The organism is Thalassolituus alkanivorans, assembly GCF_020447205.1.
GTDB lineage: Bacteria > Pseudomonadota > Gammaproteobacteria > Pseudomonadales > Oceanobacteraceae > Venatoribacter > Venatoribacter alkanivorans.
On the sequence record NZ_JAJAEL010000011.1, the window covers coordinates 231298 to 249144 of the forward strand.

Sequence of the window (17847 nt, forward strand, 5' to 3'; positions counted from 1 at the left end):
CAATTATGCATTCCTGTTTTTTATATGCGGCTATTATGCACGCTCTTATAAACAATTATTCATGCGCAATCAGGGCATTCTCAGCGCCGAGAATTTCCGCTTTAAAGGTTTCGCTGAACGGCTTGGCGCCAATCCAGATTCCCAGAAACGCATCAAATAAACGTTTGCTGGCAATCACACCGCGCACTTCATTTTTAACGATAATGCGGGTGCCAACACCGGGAACATATTCGACGTGGGTTTCGTCACCGCTTTTCATGCTGACATCGAACATCTCAATGACTTCGTCAATCGGCGCACCTAATGCCTCGGCTTCTTCGTTGCTGAGGTTTAATGCATCGTATAAGGCTTTAGCAACACGACGCCCGCTGGCACGCGGCAGCAGCGTGTGGAATACCATGCGTTTGTAGCCCTCATCATTAATCACGGCCTGTTCAGAGCGTCCCGGGTTCTGCATATACAGCAGGCCCACATACATATCGACTACATAATAATATTTACGCACCGAGGCGCCATTCAGTGTCATCTGTGGAAACTCACCGGTCGCTTCCAGCACATCGGGGAATTCGGTATCGGCAATGGTCCGCGCCTGAGTCTGTACTGACAGCATTAATATCAGCACCGAAAAACAGGCCGCAACAGCAATGCGGGGTTGGAAATTAAAAAGGCGGGAAAAAGCAGCTGAGAATATTTTCATACGACACTCCTTATCATTATTAGCGCCCGATTATGTCCTGTAAGGAAAACCCACAGATCACAACAGGCAACACTGGCAACATCCTTTACCAGCATTTCAGCCCTGCACTCTAACCACTCCGGAGAACGACCGCAAGACCGCACTTGTAAGCCTTTAGCCTGACGGGTATTGGGAGGTTTCCCTTAAATTCTCCTTCTTATTCCTGATAAAAACCGCATTAACTACCAGAAATACGGATTAGCGTGAGCCAAACAGACCCCCACTGTCATCCATTCTCTGCATTACCCATGCTACAACAGCGGGCAATTGCCTTAACCGGAGAATGAAATGACACTGCGACTGCAATACGGCCATAAGAAACTGCGCACTTTTTTACTGGTATCCACTGTTTCTGCACTGCTGGCGGCCTGTCAGAACAAGCCGATGACAACCACCAATGTGCAGCAAAATCAGCCATTCAACAAAGTACCACTGGCTGATACGCAGCAACCCGTTGCTTTTATTGCCTTTGGTGACAGCGGTTACCATTACGATTATCCAAAACAGGCGAGCTTAAATAACCCGCAAACCCGCCAGCAATTCCTGCTCAGTGAACGCGCTGCCTGGGTAAAGAAGGGTCTGCCACCCGCGGATTTTGTTGCACCGCCAATGCATCGTCTCAGTGGCACAGATTATGTCGTCGAGCACACCGGGCTGAATGCCGTGGCTGGCGCCATGACACAGTATTGTCAGAGCAATCGCTGTGATTTCTCACTGATGCTCGGCGACAATATTTATCCGGCCGGTGGCGATGGCAGTGAGCGTGATGAGCAGCGTTTCCTCGATATTCTCGATCTGCCTTTCCGCCAACTGGTCAGCAGCCATGATGATTTCCGTATTTACGGCGTATTGGGCAATCATGACTGGCAAACCTCCCGCGCCGGTCGTGATGCACAGATTGCCTGGGCCAGCCGTAACGACAATAAAATGGTCTTACCACAGCCCGGGTTTTATTCTTTTAATCGCGGTGACGCCGAGTTCTTTGTTATTGATACCAATTTATTGCTGGCCGGAACAACGGTTTTAAAAGACAAGCTCAACCCTGACGGCAGCGAAAAAAAGCATAACAGCCTGGAACACTATAATGACTGGCAGAAACCACAGGGACAGGAAAAGCAGCAGTTAGACTGGCTGGAAAATGCCCTGAAGCAGTCTTCAGCACGCTGGAAAATTGTTGCCGGACATCATCCGCTCTGGTCATCCGGGGGCAGTAAATTTGAAGAGGCCCGCGCCCTGCGCCCGTTATTAATGCCTATGCTTTGCGAGTTTGCCGATCTTTATCTGGCCGGGCATGAGCATGATCTGGAAGCTCATCAGGATGACTGCCAGCAATATAACAGTGCAAACGGAAAAGAATTAAAACCACTGCCAATCATTGTTTCAGGTGCAGCGGCAAAACAGCGGCCAATTCATACTCCGTTTCAGGCATATCAGAAAAAAACCTATGCTGAATATCAGGAGCTGTGGTTGCAGGGCATGGTCTGGGGATTTGCGCATATCACGCTTGGTGATGATATTCAGGTAAGGATGATCACCACCCCCAGTGATGAAAGTGGTGCCACCACAGAACAGGTTATGCTGACCTTTCCACAACGCAGCCAGCAACATTAACGGTATTCAATCGGCCGGACTGCGTCTTAAAAACGCAGCTCGGCACCGATTAATGCGCTGGTTTTATCGTCGTAATTATGAATAAACAGATTGAGTGTGTCATAGCCAACATGCAGCTGGCTGGCAAAACCTTCGCTGCCACCGCCAACGGCAGCGCCAACGCGGTAACGGCTGAGCGACTGTACGGCAATGCTGCGGTATTCTCCGGATAACGTATCCAGTTTATCGGCCACTGAAATCAGATTCGTGTTCAGCGCCTGGCATTGTTTAACCTGATCCTGATACTGAGTACTCAGCTGGCTATAACGGTCGCCCAGCTGCGTCTGATCCGCCACCAGTATGCGGTATTTTTCCAGCTGCTGGGTCAGGTCAGCATTCTGCTGCTGTAGTGCAGCAATATCGGCACTGGCTTTACGGCTGTCGTCCTGATTTTTCTGCAACAACTCAGTGTAATTAACACAGCCGGTAATGTTCTGAGTTTGCTGTACCTTGTCGGCAGGCAGCAGATAAACAACCTGACCATTGATGGTCTGCTGACTGAGATTTGCCGGTGTGATCAGCATTTCACAGGTAGTCTCTTCTGCCTGTACACTTTGCCCGGCAAAAACAGCGAGAACGCTGCTCAGTAAAGCCATCCTTGTTAAAAGCATCCTTGTTAAAACCAGCATATAGCCTCCGTCAGAGTTGTGAGGTTGCTTCCAGTTGTTTCAGTTTGGCCAGCGCATCCAGCACGCGCTGGTTTTCGTCCTGCAATGCATTGCGCTGCTCAGCGTGGTTGTTAACCTGACGGTTAATGTCTTCCTGCTGTTGCTGCAATGCCGCATCGCCACTGGCAAGATCCTGCTGGCGCTGCAATAACGCCTGACGTTGCTGCTCAAGTTCAGCCGATTGTTTTTCCAGCTCCTGATTACGCTGCTTCAGTTGCTCGCTGGCGTCTTTTAATCCGCTCAGCTGCTCCTGCAGGGCAGAACGTTCACTATCCAGTTTTTTTAATTTTTCCCGTGCTCGCGCTACCTGCCAAAGGTTCATCAGCAGCAAAGCAGCGCCACCGGTAAAAACATACCAACGCACACTTTTCGGCAGCATCAGGCAAGCGCCGAGCAATAATACAAAGCCAATTACGGTATCCAGATGTTCGGCGAGCCATAAACCAATATGCAGCTTGTCCATGTTCAGGCTCCTTTATCCGTGCGGTTTTTACGGGATTTTTCCAGTGCTTCAATAATTTTATGCAGCGGACCACTGCCCAGACCAATAGCAATACCGGTCAGACATTCTCCCAGCCAGCCGGGGATATAACGGCTGGAAAAATAGCCGTCATAGGCCGCACCGCCGATCTGGCTGTTCAGCTGTTCGATTAAGGCAAATAAATTAATGCCCAACAGCAGCGCCAGTAATATACCGATAATAATGGCCAGAATTTTACTGACGGCTTTAATCGTCAGCGAGCGCAGCGTCGCCGCCGATAAAGCTTCCACACCTTCCAGCCCCGGATAATCGGTGCGTAAGTAATCGTTGACCGCTTTGCTCACTTCCGCCTGAACACGTCCCGCCTGACGCAGACCATCCAGTTGTTCACTGAGACGTTGCGCCGTGCGGTTCCAGTAACTCTGATAGCCCAGCCGTACTTCAAAAAAATCGTACAGGGCTTTCAGAATTTCCAGCAGGCGCTCCAGTAATAAGGAGAAAAATAACGCACTGCAAAGCATAATTAATGCGGAATCAAAGCTGTCCATGCTGACCTCCTGCGCTGGTTGTGCTCAGGGCATAAATATAGGGTTTCTGGCGGAATGCCTGCAGCCCGGCCTGAGCTGTGGCGGATGTTTGCCAGGCGCTGCAATAGGCATCGGTACGGCTGAGTAATTCGGCAAAAGGAAACTGATTTCCCGGACACACGGTGTCAGCGCCTGCCAGTGCACGGTGCGGTACTACTGCCTGTGTCAGCACGTCGGACATCTGCGGATACAGATTCAGCCACAGGGCTATCACCCGGGCTCCGGCATCCAGCTGCGCAGCAGTCGGTTTCAGCGCTCCATAGCGGCCATCGCTGTTGGCAAAGCGGTCATGTTCCTGATTATGAAAATTGCCATGAAAGGCAATGCCCAGCGTGCGGTCATTGTGACCCTTCGCATGATTACCCATACGGTCCCAGCGACAGAACGGGCGGATACTGCCATCAGGCATAATCACGCAGTGATAACCGGTAAGCCATTTTTTCTGCCCGATAAATTCATCCACAATGGCATTAAAACCCAACGCCGAATTCATTGCCGTGTGGTGCACAACAATCTGCTCCGGATCACCACTGCGGCGGTGAACCTGTTCCAGACTCTGCGGATTAACGCCGCCGGCATAGTGAATATCCGGGCCGGCTAAAAGGCTGCCGCCACGATCATCGTTAGTCGCTGCGGCAACTTCCGGCGCCTGCGGTACAGGCTGGCAGTGTGCTTCTTCACCCGGATCAACCACCTGTTGCAGCGCCTGCTTCTCACTGTCGGTTAAGCGGCGGGTGGTTAAAAACAGCAGCAGCACATGCACCGGCTGACTGCCACCACCAATCAATAAACCCGACAACAGAGTGTCCAGCGATTGCAGCATAATTGCGTGCCAATTGCCCTGCCCCCACAGCGTTGGAATATCTGTTACGGTTTGTCCGGTAAACATCGCTAATAAATGCAGATCAAAAATACCGGCGAGAATAATGCCCAACCCCAAAGGGGCCAGGCGCATAAATAAATTAAGCGCAGCACTTTCTGTGGAGATAGCAGGAATAGGAACGACGCTGATGGCCGTATGCTGTTCAAAAGAAGCGGTGTCGTTGTCTGTTCCGGCAGCGGAACTTTCTGCAGAGGCGGCAGCCGCTTTCAAGACCGCAACGTCGGGCGCATGGCCGGCCTGTAAATGCTGCTGAATGGCTGCGGCCTGTTGCTGCGCTGTTTTCAGCGCTGCCAGTCTGGCCGCTTCAGCATCACGTTCAAGAAAGAATTTGTTGGCGCGCTCTTTTACGTGCTTGAGAATTTCGGTAAACCGTTCGACCAGTAAGGCAGCACCGGCGGCTACCGTCAGGCCATTGATGAGCAATTCCAGAGGTACGGCTTGCATACATCCTCCCTGTGTATGAGATCGTTGCCGACAAGATACCCTTTTCGCGCCTGTTGACCAACCGCCACCACGCGAAGAGCATAAAAAAACCGCCGGCAGGTTACCCCGCAGACGGTTTATATAGCAGACCGGAGCCTGCTCAGATGCAGAAAGAAGCCAGCGGTGGGAAGCCGTTGAATTCCACAGCACTGTATGTAGTGGTGTAAGCACCGGTTGAGAACCAGTACAGACGATCACCGGATGCCAGATTCAATGGCAGCTCATATTTGTAGTCTTCGTACAGAATATCGGCGCTGTCACAGGTCGGGCCAGCCAGAACCACTTCTTCGAGTTCGCCTTTTTTCTCCACAAACAGCGGATACTTGATGGACTCGTCCATGGTTTCGATCAGGCCACCGAATTTACCCACATCGGTAAATACCCAGCGGTGCAGACCGTAACGGTCTTTACGGCTGACCAGCACCACTTCGCTGACCAGAATACCGGCGTTGGCGACCAGCGAGCGACCTGGTTCCAGAATGATTTCCGGCAGTTCGTCACCGAAATCCTCATGCAGGAAACGGGTAATTTCTTCTGCATAGGTTTTCAGATCGTTGGTACGGCTGATGTAGTTAGCCGGGAAGCCACCACCCAGGTTAATCATTTTCAGTTCGATGCCGTCTTCTTCTTTCAGACGCTCGAAAATTACCTTCACTTTGGCAATCGCCGAGTCCCAGGCACCGATATCACGCTGCTGAGAACCTACGTGGAAAGAAATACCGTAAGGCACCAGACCCAGATCACGCGCCAGCAGGCACAGGTCCATCGCCATATCGGTCTGACAACCGAATTTACGCGACAGTGGCCAGTCGGCAGTTTGCGAACCTTCAGTCAGAATACGCACAAATACACGCGCACCCGGCGCCGCTTTGGCGATATTGCGCAGGTCGGCTTCTGAGTCGGTAGCAAACAGGTTCACACCCTTCTCATAGAAGTAGCGGATATCCCGGGCTTTCTTGATCGTGTTGCCATAGCTTACACGGTCACCTGTCACACCCTGTGCCAGAACTTTATCCAGCTCGTAGCGTGAAGCTACGTCAAAACAACAGCCACGGTCACGCAGAATGCCCAGCAGTTCAGGCATCGGGTTGGCTTTAATGGCGTAGTAAGTTTTCGCATAAGGAAAACTGCTGATCAGTTCATCAAGCTGACGCTCAAAAATACGTTTATCGACAACAAGACAAGGAGTTTCCTGTTTGTCGGCAAATTCTTTCAGGCGAGCAAAGCTCTCGGCATCGTAGTAGTCTTCAGGTTGAACAACCATTGGGCTCGCTACCTCCTTATCCGGGTAGTGATGTGAATGAAAAAAAGTCGCGCAAAGATAGGCTTATCTGCGCGGTAGTACAGTGATTTTTCTTTGTCCTAACGATCACATTCTCAAATCGTAACACGTCTGGCGATCAGAATCTTTGCTCAAAGGGATGCAAATTCACAGCAATCCGCCAGCAATGCGCCTGAATCGTCCTGACAAAGCGCTACAGCCGCGTTAGCACTCCGGCAGAGTAAAACACCGGGTTTACACCAGCAACCTCTCTCAGCGCGTTATTCCGTCGCCCGAACAGTGAAATCAATTTTCAGCGCTTACATTCATAAGCCTGCTCCGCTAAGGTGTCGGGCTGTTTCACTCCTGCCTTTATATGACCAGTATGCTCAGACTCTTTGAACGTTTTGTGAATCCCTTTCCTCCGGAACACCCGCAGCAGCCACCTGCCGGAATTTTTGCTTTCTGCCGCCATTACACCCGTGGTCTGGAAGTACCGCTGGTGTTTATGTCGCTGCTGACGGCTCTGCTGGCGGTGCTGGAAGTCATGATGTTCGGCTTTATGGGCAATCTGGTTGACTGGCTGAGTCAGCGCACACCCGACACCCTGCTCGCTGAAGAAGGCGGCCGCCTGCTGCTGATGTCACTGATGGTCGTACTGGTGATGCCTTTAGTGGTCTTTTTCCACACCCTGCTGGTGCATCAGACGTTATTGGGTAATTACCCGATGAAAATCCGCTGGCTGACCCATCGCTACCTGTTAAAGCAAAGCCTCGGTTTTTATCAGGATGAATTTGCCGGCCGCCTCGCCACCAAGGTGATGCAAACCGCTCTGGCGGTGCGCGAAACCGTTATGAAGCTGATGGATCTGGCGGTTTATATTCTGGTGTATTTCACCTCGGTACTGATCATGGTGGCACTGGCCGACTGGCGCCTGATGCTGCCAATGCTTGCCTGGCTGGCGCTGTACATTCTTGCCCAGCTGTATTTTGTACCCAAGCTGAAACGCATCGCCACCGAACAGGCCGACGCCCGCTCCACCATGACCGGACGCGTAGTCGACAGCTACACCAATATTCAGACAGTAAAGCTGTTCTCACATACCGATCGTGAAACAGATTATGCACGCGACTCTATGGAAGGCTTTATGGATACCGTGTACCGCCAGATGCGTCTGGTCACGGGTCTGAATGTGACCGTTAACGTCATTAATTACCTGCTGGCTTTTACCATTGCCGCCATCGCCGTCTGGCTGTGGATGGATAGCGCCATCAGTATTGGCGCCATTGCCATTGCGATCTCACTGGCCCTGCGCATCAACGGTATGGCGCAGTGGATTATGTGGGAAGTCAGCGCCCTGTTTGAAAATATCGGCACCGTTGCCGACGGCATGAAAACGCTGTCCAAAACCCCGCAGGTGCAGGATAGCGCTGACGCCAAAGCACTGAACGTAAATCAGGGCGAAATCCGCCTGGAGCAGGCCTCATTCCATTATCAGGGACATGAAGACAACCAGAATAAAGAGGTATTCGAGGCACTGAATATTCATATCAAAGCCGGCGAGAAAGTAGGATTGGTCGGACGCTCCGGTGCCGGCAAATCGACACTGGTTAATCTGCTGCTGCGTTTTTACGACCTGAATTCCGGCCGTATTCTGATTGACGGTCAGGATATTAAAGACGTAACTCAGGACTCACTGCGCAAACATATCGGCATGGTGACTCAGGATACCTCGCTGCTGCACCGCAGCGTACGTGACAATATTCTCTACGGACGCCCGGATGCCAGCGAAGCCGAACTGCTGGAAGCGTCGCGCAAGGCCGAGGCGCACGAATTTATTCAGGAACTGCACGATCCGGAAGGCAACACGGGCTACGACGCTCAGGTCGGTGAACGTGGGGTAAAACTGTCCGGTGGTCAGCGCCAGCGTATCGCCATTGCCCGGGTATTATTAAAAGACGCGCCCATTCTGATTCTGGACGAAGCCACCTCAGCGCTGGACTCGGAAGTCGAAGCCGCCATTCAGGAAAGCCTGTACCGGTTAATGGAAAATAAAACCGTGATTGCTATTGCTCACCGGTTATCGACCATTGCCGCGATGGATCGCCTGATCGTACTCGATCAGGGCCGTATTGCTGAGCAGGGCACGCATCAGGAACTGATTGCCAAAGGTGGAATTTACGCGCAATTGTGGGCGCACCAGACCGGCGGCTTTATCGGCGAAGACTAAAACTCTTATTAAGCCCACTACTGTCCCATAGTTTGGAGTGACATCGTGTCACTCCAAACTGCAGCATTCATCGACTACTGCTTTTCAACTTTAAATGCCTTTCCGGGGCAAGCCCCTGACCCCCTGCAAGGAGAGGTATCTCCTTACGATCCTCTCTTTTCGGCGCGTCCGGCTTCATCCAGCCAACTGCAATGATTATGCGGCACGCAAAACAATTCGCCCCGGAACGACTCTTTAAAACAACAGCAATTTGTATCGTTCCGGGGCAGGGTTTTGCTCTGAAGGCCGCAGAATCATCTGGTTGACTGGCGCCGCACGATCGCCGGTTTAAGCAATCCGCTCAGCCGTATTTCAACGGAAACCGTGTTTGAAACATGAGATTTAAAAGGATACGTTTGATCTGAAAAGCGGAATCGCGGTGATGGTTTTCTGCGCCTCTGGGGCCGCCGCAGAAACCGCAGATATGTCTGGTCTGTCCGCAGGGATGCGGACAAGTGGCTCCGGCCATGGATGGCCGATGAGGCGCGCGGCCAGTAAATATCAAGGTTTCAAGGGTGACGACCCAGAAAGCGCGAAGCTGGGGTCGGCCCGCCGGCAAGGGGATAAGTTCCCCTGCGAGGCATTGGGCCTTGATGTTAAAACATGCTGTTTTTGTCAGCTATGCTGCGGATTAAAAACTGCGGGACAGTAGTGTTTATTAAGCCGGTCTTTGCGCCCACTCTGGGCTCATTTCAGAAAAACCGGACCAGTAGTTTTATTGGCAGAAAGTAAGACAAAACATAAGCACCGCGGCATTCATACCATGGCCGTTTATGACCCCTTGCTTTATTATTAACACAATTGTAACTTAATCTTTATTCCCGTAATCCCTTATTCGCTCCGCAGCTCTGCTGCGGGGCGTTTTTTTCATGCGGGCCTTACCTACAAACAGGTCAGTTTTATGAGCAGCAAGCCGAACATTATTATTTCCAGTCTTGATCTGGAGCGCCTGGAACGTTTATTGGATTCCCTGCCCGGCAAAGCCTTCCCGGGAATGAATGAGCTGGAAGAAGAGCTGGAACGGGCTCAGATTGTCGCACCGCGCGATGTTCCGGCAACTGTTGTTACCATGAATTCTACCGTGCGTTTTCAGGTAAAAAATACGCAGGAGGAATTCTGTCTGACGCTGGTGTATCCAAAAGACATGGACACCACGGGCGGTACAATTTCTATTCTGGCGCCGGTCGGCAGTGCTCTGCTTGGTCTGTCGGTTGGCGATGAAATTGAGTGGCCAGGTCCCAGCGGCAAGCCGATGCAGGTCTCTATCGGAGAGATTCTGTATCAACCGGAAAGTGCCGGTGAATTCCACCGCTGATTTTCCTCGCGGGGCGCCTGTAGTTAATGGCGCCCTGCGTCTGTGAACCACGTCTCTTTTCAGATAAATAATGCCGATAAAATGCGTCGATAATCCACGTGTCTGGCATCTTTATCCAGACTCCTCGCACCTAAGCATTAATATATTTGTTATTTTCATGTCAGCGCTGTATGGCAGCTGCGTTTCAGTCGCTATAATGCCGCCCTGAATTCATACAGGGAGGCAGCATGCCAATGAAAGTATTATCCGTACTCAGCCGGCCGGTGAAAGAAAAACTGGCACATGCGGACCACAGGGATCTGACCAGCTCTGGTTTCTGGATCGGCCATTTATTAATGATTGCAGCCACCATTGCCGGTGTGTACCTGGCCGCCCAGGCCGGTTTACAGCAAGCCATCCTGTTTGATGATATCACCAGTAAAGAAACCAACTATTATCTGCGTCAGTCACTGTATGACGAAGTCAACACGAACGTAAAAATTCTGCGTAAATACAACGAAGAATATTTCGCCCGTGGCATTTCGGTACAGGAACTGAAGCAGAACAATCCGAAAATCGGCCGTTATGTCTGGGAGACCATGAAGTACTCTCCTAACACACTGGAAACTCCGAGCTATTTCCTGACCGAAATTCAGAACTTCTACCGCACCGTGGATGATCTGATTGAGAAGCGTGAGAAGTTCACTTATGGCCCGTCATACGCAACCAAGCTGCTGACAGAGCAACTCGACAATATGGAAAAGAACGTATTACCAAAACTGGCCGAAAACGGTAACAGGCTGGCGGCTGAGCTGCTGGTATACAACGTTGATGTCCATGAAGATAAGGAAGTAGCCGGTGAGTAATAAATATTGTCCGCGCTGCAGTAATTCCCTGCTGACGCCAATGGCCTATGAGGGCGAAGAACTGGATGTCTGCCGCAAATGCGGCGGCATGTGGTTTGAAAAGAACGAGCTGAATTCTCTGCTGTCCGCCTTCGATAATGGTGACGATGCCGTTCAGTTTGAAGAACAGCTGGGCAAGCGTCTGGGACAAACCGATGCCGACTGTCCGCAGTGCAACGCCAAACTGTACAACTACCATCTGCTCGAATCTTTTCAGGTGGAGGTCGATATCTGTCATAAGTGTGACGGCACCTGGATTGACCACGACGAACTGGAAGAAGTTAAACACTCGCCACGCCTGCGTGATGTATTAAACAACATCAACCAGAAAACCAGCTGGAAAACCTGGCTGTTCCAGTTTCTGTCGCAAATGCCGGTGGAATATAACGTTAAACCGCATCGCACTCCGGTGGTGACCTGGGCGCTGATTATTATCAACTGCCTGATTTATTTTACTTACGCCACCAGCGATGAAATGACCAATCAGGTTTTTGAGCTGTTTGCCAGCACACCATCCGATTTTGCCCATGGCGAACATCTGTGGACGCCATTAACGGCAACCTTCCTGCACGGCAGCCTGATGCACCTGCTCGGCAATATGTACTTCCTCTGGCTGACCGGTGATAACCTCGAAGATGCTCTTGGCCGCTGGCGTTTCCTTGGTCTGTATCTGATTTGTGGTCTGGGTGCCAGTGCCTTCAGTATCGGCATGAACTGGAACAGCACCATTCCAAGCGTAGGGGCCAGCGGTGCAATTGCCGGTCTGTTTGGTATGTATATGATCTGGTTCCGCCATGCCAGCCTGACCTTTATGATTGTTGTCTGGCAGAAAAAACTGTCAGCAGTCTGGTACTTCCTGATCTGGTTAGGCATTAACCTGTTTGGTATGGCCGTTGGCGGCGGTGGTATCGATTACTGGGCACACATCGGTGGTTTTATTATCGGCGTCGTTATTGCGCTGCTGCTGAAAAACTTCGTGATGGAGCGCAATCCGGTCATTGCTATGCTGGCCAAGCCGCACGCTCAGCTACTGCGCTGAATAGTATCCGGCATAAAAAAACGGGCGCTTACAGCGCCCGTTTTTCGTCCGGAACTTTTATTATTTAAAAGAGGTACGGTCTTTAAAGGGTTTTGGCTCTTTATCTTTACCGGCCAGACCATTGGCCATGGCAATACGCTGGTTTTTACGGCCCAGCAAACGTGCCTGCACCCAACGCTCCCAGCGCAGCGCTTTCCAGGTATCGGCTTTCCAGGATTTTTTGAATAAATATTTGGTGGCGGCAATGGCATCCGGCGATTTACTGGCAATCACTTCTGCCAGTGCCTGAGCATCAGCCAGCGGATCGGCCGACAGCTTGCTGAGCAGACCATATTCATAGCCTTCCTGCGCACTGAACTGACGGCCGGTCATGGTCAGTTCCTGGGCGATATCCACGCGGGTTAAACGTGACAACGTCACCATACCGCTCATATCAGGAATCAGGCCCCACTTCATTTCCATAATGGATAAATTGGCATCCGGCGTGGCGATACGGTAATCGCAGGCCAGCGCAATCTGCATACCGCCACCGAAGCAGTTACCGTGAATCGCACAGATAACCGGCACCGGCAGGTCACGCCAGCAATGGGCAATCTGCTGGGCGATATTCTGTTTGGTCCAGGGCCATTTTAAAAAGACTTTAGGCACCATCATCGGATCTTTGCTCAGCGCTTTAAAATCCAGACCGGCACAGAAAGAGTCGCCTTTGGCAGCTAGAATCACGGCGCGCACACTGCGGTTTTTACGCAGTTTTTTCGCACAGGCGATCATCTCTTTAAACATCGGCATATCCAGCCCGTTGAGTTTTTCCGGGCGGTTCATATACACGTAAGCAATATGATCTTTGATTTCACAGAGAATACGGTCGGTGCTGCTCATAAGGTTGTCCATAGCATTCGGGGGTATCCGGCTGGTTTGGCCTGTAGTTCAGGCTCAGCCTCGTATGATTCTGCAGGCGATGATTTCACAGATTACGGCCGTCAGCCATGATCAATCTGAACAGATCAGAAACCCAAAAGCGCAGCGCTCAGCAAATAAGGCACAACTGGCTGCTAAAAACCCGGCTCAGACAGCCGGGTTAAAACAACAAGGCTCAGCGCCGCAGCAACAGCGACTCATCGATGGCAATAAAGCGGTCAGCGGCTTTAATCAGCGCCTGGGCGGTTAACGCCTCAACACCAAAAGCCCAGGCCTGGGCACCGCTGCGTTTAACCCGCTCCAGTGCCAGATCAAAATCACCATCACCGGAGGCCAGCACCACAATATCGGCTTCAGGCGCGGCATCCAGTAAATCAATGGTGATGCCCACATCCCAGTCGCCTTTGGCCGAGCCATCGCGGCGCTGAATAAAAGGCTTAAGCCGCACTTCAAAACCGATATTGTGCAGAATGCGCTGAAAATTCATCTGCGCCGCATCACCACGGTCGATGGCATAGGCCACCGCGCGCACTACTTCCCGCCCGGCGGTCAGCTGATCCCAGAAGGCCTGATAATTAAAATGGCAGCCGAAGGTCTGGCGCGTGGTGTAATAAATATTCTGCACATCGACAAACAGGGCAATGCGTTCTGTCATAAATCCGCCGGAAAATTAACCATAAAAAGGGCTGCCAGGGCCTGTGAACACGAATCTGGCTACCAGCCCTGAGTATTGTCCTTCACCAGCTGCGCCATCATACCGATATGATCGGCCCGGTCATTCAGACAGGGAATATAGTGATACTCGCGGCCGCCGTTATGCAGGAAGGTTTCGCGGTTTTCCACATCCAGTTCTTCCAGGGTTTCCAGACAGTCGGCAGCAAAGGCAGGGCTGATCACATCCACCCGGCCAACACCGGCTTTACCCCAGTCGGTGAGGGTAAAATCGGTATAAGGCTTCACCCACTCTTCACGGCCAAAGCGTGACTGAAACGAGCACAGCCACTGTTCTTCACTTAACCCAAGCTCGGCTGCCAGCGCCGCAGCGGTTGCCCGGCACTGTGACGGATACGGATCACCACGGTCTTCATAGCGCTGCGGAATACCATGAAACGACATCAGCAAACGGTCGCCCTGACCGTGCTCTGCCCAGTATTCACGCACCGAATCAGCCAGTGCTTTGATATACGCCGGGTGCTGATGGTATTCATTCACCCAGCGGGTTTCCGGCAGATGCGGGCAAGGCTTCAGCGCCTTAGCCAGACGATCAAACACCGCCGCTGTGGTGCTGGAAGAAAACTGCGGATACAGCGGCAGCACCAGCATTTTATCGACGCCGGCGGCGCGCAATTCGCGCCCGGCCTGCTCCATCGACGGCTGGCCGTAGGTCATCGCCAGTACCACCGGAATATCGCAACCATACTGTGCCTTTAAGGCCTCTTTAAGAGCCTGCTGCTGGGCACGGGAAATGGTCATCAGCGGTGAACCATGCTCGCCCCAGACCGAGGCATAAGCCTTGGCTACCCGGCCCGGACGGATGCGCAGAATCACACCATGCAGAATCAGCCACCACAGCGGCCGCGGCACATCGACCACGCGCTTATCCCAGAGAAATTCAGCCAGATATTCGCGCACGGCCTTCGGTGTCGGCGCTTCGGGAGTACCAAGGTTGGCGAGCAGCACGCCAAAAGGCGGGCGTTGAGGCAAATTCACGGGCGTAATCTCCTGCCTTGTATAAGTTTTGCCTAAGTTTATCGGAACCGTGGCAGAGGGTCATCCGTGATTATCTGATCCGGCTGATGAAGGCCGATAAGGCAAGCCGGTATTGGGTGAAATTCAGGTCTGTATACAGGGGGAATAACTCTGTCATGATGCCAGTGTCTGCCGATTGCGCGCAGCAACCCCATGATGGAGTACAGCGATGAAATATCTGCAGTTAAAAATACCGCCACTGCTGCTGGCTGGCCTTACCGCCTTGCTGATGTTATTGCCGGTGATGTTGCGTACCGGTCATATCAGCGGCTGGCATGGCCTGCGCTCTCCGCTATTGGTTATAACGCTTGCCCTGTTTTTCGCCGGCGCCGTCTTCTGCCTGGCCGGAGTTACCAGCTTCCGCCGTGCCCGCACCACCGTTAATCCGATGCGCCCGCAACAGGCCAGCACACTGGTACAGACCGGGGTTTATCGCCTGAGTCGTAACCCCATGTATACAGGCTTCGTACTGCTGCTTGGCGCGCTGGCGATGGTGCTGGGTAATTACCTGAGCGCGCTGTGCATTCCGCTGTTTATGTCTTATATGAATCACTTTCAGATTGAGGCCGAAGAAAAAGCCCTGAGCGAATTATTCGGCGACGAATACCGCGCTTACTGTCAGCGGGTAAGACGCTGGCTGTAAGGCCGTATTCAGAACACCATCAGCGGAGCGGCATTTACACACCCAGTGTCAGGCGGCGCGTAAAACACCGCGGCTTCGGGCCCGGTGTAATCTTCATCACGCAAAGAAATACGTAATAACAGGCGGTCATCAAACAGCAGTTCCAGATCATCCTCGCTGATGCTGACCGAGGTAATGCGACAGCCAATCAAAGCCTGCAGACTCAGGGCGACGCCACTGTCGCACAACAACCGCAGCGGATTAAAAACCGCCAGATGGCCACGATCAAACTGCAGATTAAGGCCTGCAATATCCAGATAACCTGCACGCTCTGTGGCCTGCATTATTTTGTCAGCCGGACTGGCCTGTTGTAAGCAGGCGCCCTTCAACAGGGCCTGCGCTGCTGCTGCATCCATCCTGTATCTCCTCAGCCGCTGAGTGGCTTCTGATATTTTCCGTCGGCTCTGGCCATCAGAGCTGACGGCGCCCGGCAACCAACAATCGCCGGCGCCTGCTGAATCAGACTGTCATCTTCCACAGCATGCACCATAAACAGGGCAAAGTCGGTACGCCGGGTCAGATTACTGGCCAGAACGGCATCGCCCACATGCCCGCTCCAGCGCGGCAGACCTTCCGCTTCACCCTCTTCCAGATCGCTGCCACGCACCACTGTCCAGCGTCTTTTACTGTTAAACACCCGGCGGCAGGCCTCTTCCTGATCACTCAGATCCGCCAGCCGTAACCAGCGTGCCAGCCGCCCGAACAGCGCGACGAATAAACGCAGCTGCCAGGAATAACGGTCTTTACCGTCGCGCGAAATATGCCAGCCGCAGGAAAACACCAGACGTGCCTCCGCCGGAGCAAAATCCAGCACCGCCTGCGCCGTGTTGGTGGCGTAGCCCTGCACGCCCCAGGGCACCAGCACCGTCAGCACCGCATCACAATCGGCGACCGCCGCACGGATAACCTCGCGCTCATCCGTACGCCCGGGAAAAATACGGATCTGTCCGGCAAAGCGGCTGAGCTTAGCGACACTTTGCGGGCGGCAAACGCCCACCACTTCATAACCCCGTGCCAGCGCGTGTTCGGTCATATACTGGCCAAGTTTGCCCGAGATACCAACGATGCAGATTTTCTTCATAGCCTGAGCCCTCATTTCAGTCTGCCCAGCTTATCCATACACAAAACGCATAGAAATCCGCTAAAGTTGCATCATTCATATACATATCTGCATAAGAACAATGAATTTAAGGAGGGAAGGATATGGACTGGAGCTCGGTAAACTTCGACTGGAACCACGCCCGCGCGTTTTTAGTCAGCGCTGAGCAAGGCTCGCTGTCGGCCGCCGCACGTCTGCTCAATACCAGCCAGCCCACCCTCAGCCGTCAGGTCGCGGCACTGGAACAGGAACTCGGCATCACCCTGTTTGAGCGGGTCGGTAAAGGACTGCAGCTGACCGACAGCGGCGCTGCCCTGCTTGAGCACCTGCGCCCCATGGGTGAAGCCGCCAACCGCTTTGCTTTAACGGCCGCCGGGCAATCACAACTGACCGAAGGCCCGGTCTGTATTGCCGCCAGTGAAATTGACGCCATATTCCGCCTGCCCGCCGTAATCGACGCTATCCGCCAGCGCGAACCCGGCATCCAGCTGGAAATTGTGGTCTCCAACAACATCAGCGATTTACAGCGGCGTGAAGCCGATATTGCTATCCGCAGCCTCCGCCCCGAACAGCCCGATTTAATCGTCAGAAAACTCGCCGATGAACCTATCTGGCTGTACGGCAGCCACGACTATCTTAACAATCTGGATGCGGTTAATAAGACTGCCGGCAAGAGCAAAACAAGCATTGACCAACATATTCAGATTATCGGTTTTGAACGCAACGACAGACTGATGAATATTCTTAACCAGCATGGCTGGCAGCTGAGCCAGAAGAATTTTTCCATCGTCACCACCTTTCAGATGCTGCAATGGCAACTCGTCAAACAAGGCAATGGCCTTGGCTTTTTTCCGCAACAGATTGGCGATGCCGAACCCGCATTCCGCCGCGCCTTCAGCGAACGCGGCGCACCGGTAACCGTGCCGCTGTGGCTGGTCTGCCACCGGGAATTACGCACCAATCCGCGGGTTAAGCGGGTATTTGATTTGTTGGCGGAGATGCTGACGGAGGAGAATTAATAAAGGCTTTTAACCAGCAGCGTTTCAGGGCGGTTAACGCTGGAAAATACCAATTCTCCACTGAACCAATGACAGAATCAGTGACTGATACGGTGAAAGACAAATAAAAAAATGGCGTGCCGCA

18 protein-coding genes are annotated in these 17847 nt (G+C 52.6%); 7 read left to right on the forward strand and 11 right to left on the reverse strand.

The features are described from left to right. Positions 1–55: 55 nt before the first annotated feature. Positions 56–697 carry a chalcone isomerase family protein gene (locus LGT44_RS07665; RefSeq protein WP_230332166.1) on the reverse strand — a complete coding sequence of 214 codons (642 nt, stop codon included), beginning with the start codon at positions 695–697 and terminating at the stop codon, positions 56–58. A gap of 327 nt (positions 698–1024) precedes the next feature. Between LGT44_RS07665 and LGT44_RS07670 the strand changes: the two genes are divergently transcribed. After that, positions 1025–2347: a metallophosphoesterase gene (locus LGT44_RS07670; RefSeq protein WP_230332167.1), complete on the forward strand. Its 1323-nt coding sequence runs from the start codon at positions 1025–1027 to the stop codon at positions 2345–2347. Between the two features lie 26 nt (positions 2348–2373). Here the strand turns inward: LGT44_RS07670 and LGT44_RS07675 are convergent, their stop codons facing one another. The 5 genes from LGT44_RS07675 to LGT44_RS07695 all read right to left on the reverse strand — a co-directional run bounded on the left by LGT44_RS07675 (position 2374) and on the right by LGT44_RS07695 (position 6752). Beyond that, positions 2374–2982, reverse strand: coding sequence for a hypothetical protein (locus LGT44_RS07675; RefSeq protein WP_230332168.1), 609 nt, complete (start codon positions 2980–2982; stop codon positions 2374–2376). 43 nt (positions 2983–3025) lie between these two features. Beyond that, positions 3026–3517, reverse strand: coding sequence for a hypothetical protein (locus LGT44_RS07680; protein WP_145469113.1), 492 nt, complete (start codon positions 3515–3517; stop codon positions 3026–3028). 2 nt (positions 3518–3519) lie between these two features. Beyond that, positions 3520–4083 (reverse strand): hypothetical protein, encoded by a 564-nt coding sequence (locus LGT44_RS07685; protein ID WP_225690994.1) that lies wholly within the window; start codon positions 4081–4083, stop codon positions 3520–3522. Further along, positions 4070–5449, reverse strand: coding sequence for a peptidoglycan recognition protein family protein (locus tag LGT44_RS07690; RefSeq protein WP_230332169.1), 1380 nt, complete (start codon positions 5447–5449; stop codon positions 4070–4072). Before LGT44_RS07690 ends, LGT44_RS07685 begins: the two co-directional genes overlap by 14 nt. Positions 5450–5588: 139 nt before the next feature. Next, positions 5589–6752, reverse strand: coding sequence for a type III PLP-dependent enzyme (locus LGT44_RS07695; RefSeq protein ID WP_145469110.1), 1164 nt, complete (start codon positions 6750–6752; stop codon positions 5589–5591). Between the two features lie 382 nt (positions 6753–7134). On the opposite strand from LGT44_RS07695, the gene LGT44_RS07700 reads away from it, so the two are divergent. From LGT44_RS07700 to LGT44_RS20135, 4 genes are all read left to right on the forward strand, one after another. Continuing rightward, positions 7135–8979 (forward strand): ABC transporter ATP-binding protein, encoded by a 1845-nt coding sequence (locus tag LGT44_RS07700; protein ID WP_230332170.1) that lies wholly within the window; start codon positions 7135–7137, stop codon positions 8977–8979. A 940-nt stretch (positions 8980–9919) separates the two neighbouring features. Beyond that, a complete protein-coding gene (gene rnk, locus LGT44_RS07705) occupies positions 9920–10333 on the forward strand; it encodes a nucleoside diphosphate kinase regulator (RefSeq protein WP_145469109.1) in 414 nt (137 codons plus the stop codon). 227 nt (positions 10334–10560) lie between these two features. Beyond that, positions 10561–11178 (forward strand): hypothetical protein, encoded by a 618-nt coding sequence (locus tag LGT44_RS07710; protein WP_145469108.1) that lies wholly within the window; start codon positions 10561–10563, stop codon positions 11176–11178. After that, the gene (locus LGT44_RS20135) at positions 11171–12256 is read left to right on the forward strand and encodes a rhomboid family intramembrane serine protease (protein ID WP_230331803.1); all 1086 of its coding nucleotides are present in this window, start codon (positions 11171–11173) and stop codon (positions 12254–12256) included. Before LGT44_RS07710 ends, LGT44_RS20135 begins: the two co-directional genes overlap by 8 nt. Positions 12257–12316: 60 nt before the next feature. Here LGT44_RS20135 and LGT44_RS07720 read toward each other — a convergent pair whose 3' ends face one another. From LGT44_RS07720 to hemH, 3 genes are all read right to left on the reverse strand, one after another. Next, entirely contained in the window at positions 12317–13135 is an 819-nt protein-coding gene (locus LGT44_RS07720; RefSeq protein ID WP_225690992.1) for a crotonase/enoyl-CoA hydratase family protein, read from the reverse strand. Positions 13136–13349: 214 nt separating this feature from the next. Continuing rightward, a complete protein-coding gene (locus LGT44_RS07725) occupies positions 13350–13829 on the reverse strand; it encodes a LabA-like NYN domain-containing protein (protein WP_145469106.1) in 480 nt (159 codons plus the stop codon). A 59-nt stretch (positions 13830–13888) separates the two neighbouring features. Further along, the gene (gene hemH / locus LGT44_RS07730; RefSeq protein WP_225690990.1) at positions 13889–14884 is read right to left on the reverse strand and encodes a ferrochelatase; all 996 of its coding nucleotides are present in this window, start codon (positions 14882–14884) and stop codon (positions 13889–13891) included. Positions 14885–15092: 208 nt separating this feature from the next. Here hemH and LGT44_RS07735 point away from each other — a divergent pair, with 208 nt between their 5' ends. Beyond that, the gene (locus LGT44_RS07735; protein WP_230331804.1) at positions 15093–15566 is read left to right on the forward strand and encodes a methyltransferase family protein; all 474 of its coding nucleotides are present in this window, start codon (positions 15093–15095) and stop codon (positions 15564–15566) included. Between the two features lie 8 nt (positions 15567–15574). Here the strand turns inward: LGT44_RS07735 and LGT44_RS07740 are convergent, their stop codons facing one another. Together LGT44_RS07740 and LGT44_RS07745 are read right to left on the reverse strand one after the other, a co-directional pair. Then, positions 15575–15961 (reverse strand): hypothetical protein, encoded by a 387-nt coding sequence (locus LGT44_RS07740; RefSeq protein WP_230331805.1) that lies wholly within the window; start codon positions 15959–15961, stop codon positions 15575–15577. Positions 15962–15972: 11 nt separating this feature from the next. Further along, positions 15973–16686 carry an NAD(P)-dependent oxidoreductase gene (locus LGT44_RS07745; RefSeq protein ID WP_230331806.1) on the reverse strand — a complete coding sequence of 238 codons (714 nt, stop codon included), beginning with the start codon at positions 16684–16686 and terminating at the stop codon, positions 15973–15975. 122 nt (positions 16687–16808) lie between these two features. On the opposite strand from LGT44_RS07745, the gene LGT44_RS07750 reads away from it, so the two are divergent. After that, a complete protein-coding gene (locus LGT44_RS07750) occupies positions 16809–17723 on the forward strand; it encodes a LysR family transcriptional regulator (RefSeq protein ID WP_230331807.1) in 915 nt (304 codons plus the stop codon). Positions 17724–17847: the final 124 nt, after the last annotated feature.

Coding starts and splice junctions, on each gene's coding strand:
- LGT44_RS07665 (WP_230332166.1), bottom strand. CDS start 697: ATGAAAATATTCTCAGCTGCTTTTTCCCGCCTTTTTAATTTCCAACCC.
- LGT44_RS07670 (WP_230332167.1), top strand. CDS start 1,025: ATGACACTGCGACTGCAATACGGCCATAAGAAACTGCGCACTTTTTTA.
- LGT44_RS07675 (WP_230332168.1), bottom strand. CDS start 2,982: ATGGCTTTACTGAGCAGCGTTCTCGCTGTTTTTGCCGGGCAAAGTGTA.
- LGT44_RS07680 (WP_145469113.1), bottom strand. CDS start 3,517: ATGGACAAGCTGCATATTGGTTTATGGCTCGCCGAACATCTGGATACC.
- LGT44_RS07685 (WP_225690994.1), bottom strand. CDS start 4,083: ATGGACAGCTTTGATTCCGCATTAATTATGCTTTGCAGTGCGTTATTT.
- LGT44_RS07690 (WP_230332169.1), bottom strand. CDS start 5,449: ATGCAAGCCGTACCTCTGGAATTGCTCATCAATGGCCTGACGGTAGCC.
- LGT44_RS07695 (WP_145469110.1), bottom strand. CDS start 6,752: ATGGTTGTTCAACCTGAAGACTACTACGATGCCGAGAGCTTTGCTCGC.
- LGT44_RS07700 (WP_230332170.1), top strand. CDS start 7,135: ATGCTCAGACTCTTTGAACGTTTTGTGAATCCCTTTCCTCCGGAACAC.
- rnk (WP_145469109.1), top strand. CDS start 9,920: ATGAGCAGCAAGCCGAACATTATTATTTCCAGTCTTGATCTGGAGCGC.
- LGT44_RS07710 (WP_145469108.1), top strand. CDS start 10,561: ATGCCAATGAAAGTATTATCCGTACTCAGCCGGCCGGTGAAAGAAAAA.
- LGT44_RS07720 (WP_225690992.1), bottom strand. CDS start 13,135: ATGAGCAGCACCGACCGTATTCTCTGTGAAATCAAAGATCATATTGCT.
- LGT44_RS07725 (WP_145469106.1), bottom strand. CDS start 13,829: ATGACAGAACGCATTGCCCTGTTTGTCGATGTGCAGAATATTTATTAC.
- LGT44_RS07735 (WP_230331804.1), top strand. CDS start 15,093: ATGAAATATCTGCAGTTAAAAATACCGCCACTGCTGCTGGCTGGCCTT.
- LGT44_RS07740 (WP_230331805.1), bottom strand. CDS start 15,961: ATGGATGCAGCAGCAGCGCAGGCCCTGTTGAAGGGCGCCTGCTTACAA.
- LGT44_RS07745 (WP_230331806.1), bottom strand. CDS start 16,686: ATGAAGAAAATCTGCATCGTTGGTATCTCGGGCAAACTTGGCCAGTAT.
- LGT44_RS07750 (WP_230331807.1), top strand. CDS start 16,809: ATGGACTGGAGCTCGGTAAACTTCGACTGGAACCACGCCCGCGCGTTT.